The sequence below is a fragment of the Mesorhizobium sp. M2C.T.Ca.TU.002.02.1.1 genome, assembly GCF_003997225.1.
In genome coordinates, this window is sequence record NZ_RZTO01000627.1 from 1 (window position 1) to 3,742 (window position 3,742).

Consider the following 3,742-nt stretch of genomic DNA (forward strand, 5'->3'; position numbering starts at 1 on the left):
GAGGCGGCCTTTTCTAAATCGCGGTATTGAAACCTGTCACTCGGCTTCCTTGGCAGCCTTCTTCTTCGGCGCCGCCTTCTTCTTCGGCTCCTCGGCCTCGCCGGCGGCTTCGCCCGCCTCTGCCTTGGCTTCGGCCTTCTTCGAGGAGGCCTTCTTGGCCGGCTTCGCCTTGGTCGCGGTTTCGGCCTCTTCGTCGTCGGCCATCAGCTCATCCTTGCCGACCTTGACGTCATTGACCGAAATCTGGCCGAGCAGATAGTCGACGACCTTCTCCTCGAACATCGGCGCCCGCAGCGCGTTGATGGCTTCCGGATTGCTGCGATAGAACTCGAAGGCTTCCTGCTGCTGGTTAGCCGGGAAACGGCGCACCTGCTCGAACAGGCCGCGCTGCAATTCCTCGTCCGACACGGTGACGCCGGCCTTCTCGCCGATCTCGGCCAGAACCAGGCCAAGGCGCACACGGCGCTCGGCAAGGCGCATATATTCGGCGCGCGCCTCTTCTTCCGTCGTCTCTTCGTCGGCGAAAGTGCGGCCGGCGGCTTCGAGGTCACGGTTGACCTGAGCCCAGATGTTGTTGAACTCGGCCTCGACGAGCTTTGACGGCGCCTCGAAGGAGTAGGATGCGTCGAGCTGGTCGAGCAGCTGGCGCTTTACCTTCTGGCGGGTCATCGAGCCGAACTGGTTCTCGAGCTGGCCGCGCACGATCTCGCGCAGGCGCTCCAGTGATTCCAGGCCGAGATTCTTGGCCGTCTCGTCATTGACCTCGAGCGCGCCGGGCGCCGACACTTCCTTGACGGTGACGTCGAAGGTGGCTTCCTTGCCGGCCAGATGCGCCGCCTGATAGTTTTCGGGGAACGTGACGGTGACCTGCTTCTCGTCGCCGGCCTTCGTGCCGATCAACTGGTCCTCGAAGCCGGGGATGAACTCCTTGGAGCCGAGCACCAGCGGCTGGTCGGTGCCGGCGCCGCCGGCGAACGCCTCGCCGCCGATCTTGCCGACATAGTCGATGCTCACGCGATCGCCCTCGGCGGCCTTGCCGGTCTTCGGCTCGTAGCTGCGCGCCGATTCGGCAACGCGCTTGACCTGATCGTCGACTTCCTGCTCCGGCACGTCATAGACCTGACGCGTCACCTTGATGTCGGAGAAATCCTTGATCTCGATCGCCGGGATGACCTCGTAATTGAGGCTGAATTCGAAATCGGCGCCGCCGGCCAGGATCTTCTCGGCTTCCTTCTCGTCCTCGGTCATGATCACTTCGGGCTGCATGGCGGCCTTTTCGCCGCGCCCCGAGATGATCGAACGGGTCGAGTCGTTGAGAATCTCGTTGACGACCTCGGCCATGAACGACTTGCCGTACATCTTGCGCAGATGCTGCACCGGCACCTTGCCGGGGCGGAAGCCGTTGATGCGCACCTTGTCGCGAGCATCGGTCAGCCGCGCCATCAGCTTGGCTTCCATGTCACCGGCCGGCACGGTGATCTTGATCTCGCGCTTGAGACCGGAGTTGAGTGTTTCGGTGACCTGCATCCTAAAACCTTTGTCTTCACCAATGAGGCTGCCAAACGGTCCTTAGCCGTTCACAGCCTGCCGGTATAATCTTGCCGGAAATGGCTTTCTGTACGGAACCCGGTGATTTGACCGCTAAGCGGCTCAAACTCTCCTGAACTGCACTTCCCAAAATGTGAAGAAGTCTTTGTTTTTCCTACTTCTTCTTACATTCTGTAGAAGCGGATAGTCGCGTCCCGTCACATTCGACACGCCTTTTGTCACAGGCTAGGCTAATTTTCAACCATCTTCGCGATCAGGCGAATAATGGCCATTTGAGCCCTGACATTGACAGAATGATGGCTACATGGGATTGCCGGGGAAAGCGGATGTGGCGGAATTGGTAGACGCCCTGGATTTAGGTTCCAGTGCCGAAAGGCGTGGGGGTTCGAGTCCCTTCATCCGCACCACCCTTCGCTCTGACGAGCTTCGGGTGGCAGGCCACCTGGAGCTCGTCAGAGCGAAGGGTGTCCTCCGAAGCCCTTGGCGAAGGAGGACGGTGCCTAATGGTCTCTAATAAAGCGGCTCCTCGAACAGCGTCTTGTCGCCGTCCATCAGCGCCTTGATCTGCGCCGTGCCGTCGGTGGCAAGCGCGAGCTTGATGCCGAACGGCCGCACGCGCATGTCGGCCTGGATCGCCACGCCTTCGCCTTCGGGCAGATAGAAGTGGTCGATCCCATAGTCGGGCGCGATCGTCATGTCGGGGCTGCGAAGATCCCAGCCCGCCGCGACATGTCCGGCGATATCCGCCTCGTCCGCCGCAGCCGGGGCCGGCGCTTTGCCGAGCCAGGCTGCCGTTGGCTGCCAGTAACCGTCCGCGCCCTTCTTCAATCGCACCGTGATCGAGCCGTCGTCGCTGGAGAACGCGCCTTGCGGAATGTTGGCGATCAGCTTCACCGGGATGCGTGAAATGTTGTTGTTGAGCGAGATGTAGTCGCCGCGCAGGAGATCGCGCGGATCGACCGGTTCGACCTTTAAGAGCACTTCCTTGCCGTTGCGCAGGATTGCCGCCCGGCCTGCGATGATCCAGCTGAGGAAGCCGATCTGGACGAGCGCCAGCACCAGCGCCGAGAGGATCAGTTTCTTGCCGGTCATGCCGCAGCTCCTGTCCCGGCAGGCGCTTTCATGCGCTTCTCGATGCGGATGATGACCAGCGCCAGCATGCCGAGCAGCACGGCCGCCGCCAGGAAGAAGCCGGCCGTATCCAGCATCGATCGCAAGGTGACGCCATAGATGATGGCGAGTTCGAAGGCGAAGCCGGCATAGGCCAGCCAGCGCAGCCCCCTGCTCTCTCGGCCCGCCAGCATGATTGCCGCGACGATGCCGGCAAGGGCTACGATCGAGGCGACGGCGAAACCGCTGTTGTAAGTGCTTTCATCCGCCAGATCGAACTGGATGATCGCCATCCCGGTGAGGAAGCCGAACAAGGCGTGCAAGGGCAGCCGGCCGCCCAGTTGAAGGATCCTGTCGATCGAGTCGCCGGCAAAGACCGAAGCGGCAAAGAGCAGCGCCGAGGCGATGGCCAGCGAAATCGCCACCGGCAGCGTGTCGTGATCCGTCGCCAACAGAACCAGATAGAGGATGACCGACAGGATGATGAGATGGCGCGCGGCCCGGCTGCGCGTCCAGAACGAGATGGCGAACAGAACGATCGCCACGACGATGAAGAGATGCGGAATTTCCGCGCGCCAGTAGAAGCCGAACCCCTTGAGCACCAGCCAGGCATCGGCGATGCCGATCGCAGCCACCGTCAGCGGATTCGAACGCAGCGCCACCGCCGCCAGTGCCGTGCCGGCGCACCAGGTGAGCAGCGCCGAGGCCTCGTCGCCCGAGAGGTGATACATCTGGCCGATCAGCGCGATCGATCCGCCGAAGGCGGCGGCCGCAACGATCCACTGCGCCTCGCCGATCGCGTCATGGTCGCGCGTCTTCAGCACCGCGCCGCCGACATAGCCGGCGAGGATGACCGCAAACAGCGCCGCCACGCGAACGAGACGCGGAATGACCTCCCAATTCGCGGCGACGAAGATCAGGATCGCGGCGCCGAACAGAAGTGCTGCCATCATCGCCAGGATCGAGCCGAAACTCAGCGACGCGCGCTCGTTGGCCGCGACGTCGCGCGTCAATGCCTCCGCTGTTGCGGGATCGATCAGCCCGGCCTCCCGCCAGCGCGCAATATCCGCCCTCACCCGTGTCG

Annotated in this window: 3 protein-coding genes and 1 tRNA gene; 1 reads left to right on the forward strand and 3 read right to left on the reverse strand. The window is 62.7% G+C overall.

Going from position 1 to position 3,742, the window contains the following annotated elements:
- Nucleotides 1-36: 36 nt before the first annotated feature.
- Nucleotides 37-1,527: a trigger factor gene (tig, locus tag EOD07_RS26350; RefSeq protein ID WP_127237495.1), complete on the reverse strand. Its 1,491-nt coding sequence runs from the start codon at nucleotides 1,525-1,527 to the stop codon at nucleotides 37-39.
- A gap of 343 nt (nucleotides 1,528-1,870) precedes the next feature.
- On the opposite strand from tig, the gene EOD07_RS26355 reads away from it, so the two are divergent.
- Nucleotides 1,871-1,955, forward strand: a tRNA-Leu gene (locus tag EOD07_RS26355).
- Nucleotides 1,956-2,058: 103 nt separating this feature from the next.
- Here the strand turns inward: EOD07_RS26355 and EOD07_RS26360 are convergent.
- Both EOD07_RS26360 and EOD07_RS26365 read right to left on the reverse strand, forming a co-directional pair.
- Nucleotides 2,059-2,640: a GDYXXLXY domain-containing protein gene (locus EOD07_RS26360; RefSeq protein WP_127237496.1), complete on the reverse strand. Its 582-nt coding sequence runs from the start codon at nucleotides 2,638-2,640 to the stop codon at nucleotides 2,059-2,061.
- Nucleotides 2,637-3,742: DUF2157 domain-containing protein (locus EOD07_RS26365; protein ID WP_127237497.1), on the reverse strand; the 1,106-nt coding region annotated here is incomplete at its 5' end. The genes EOD07_RS26360 and EOD07_RS26365, both read right to left, overlap by 4 nt.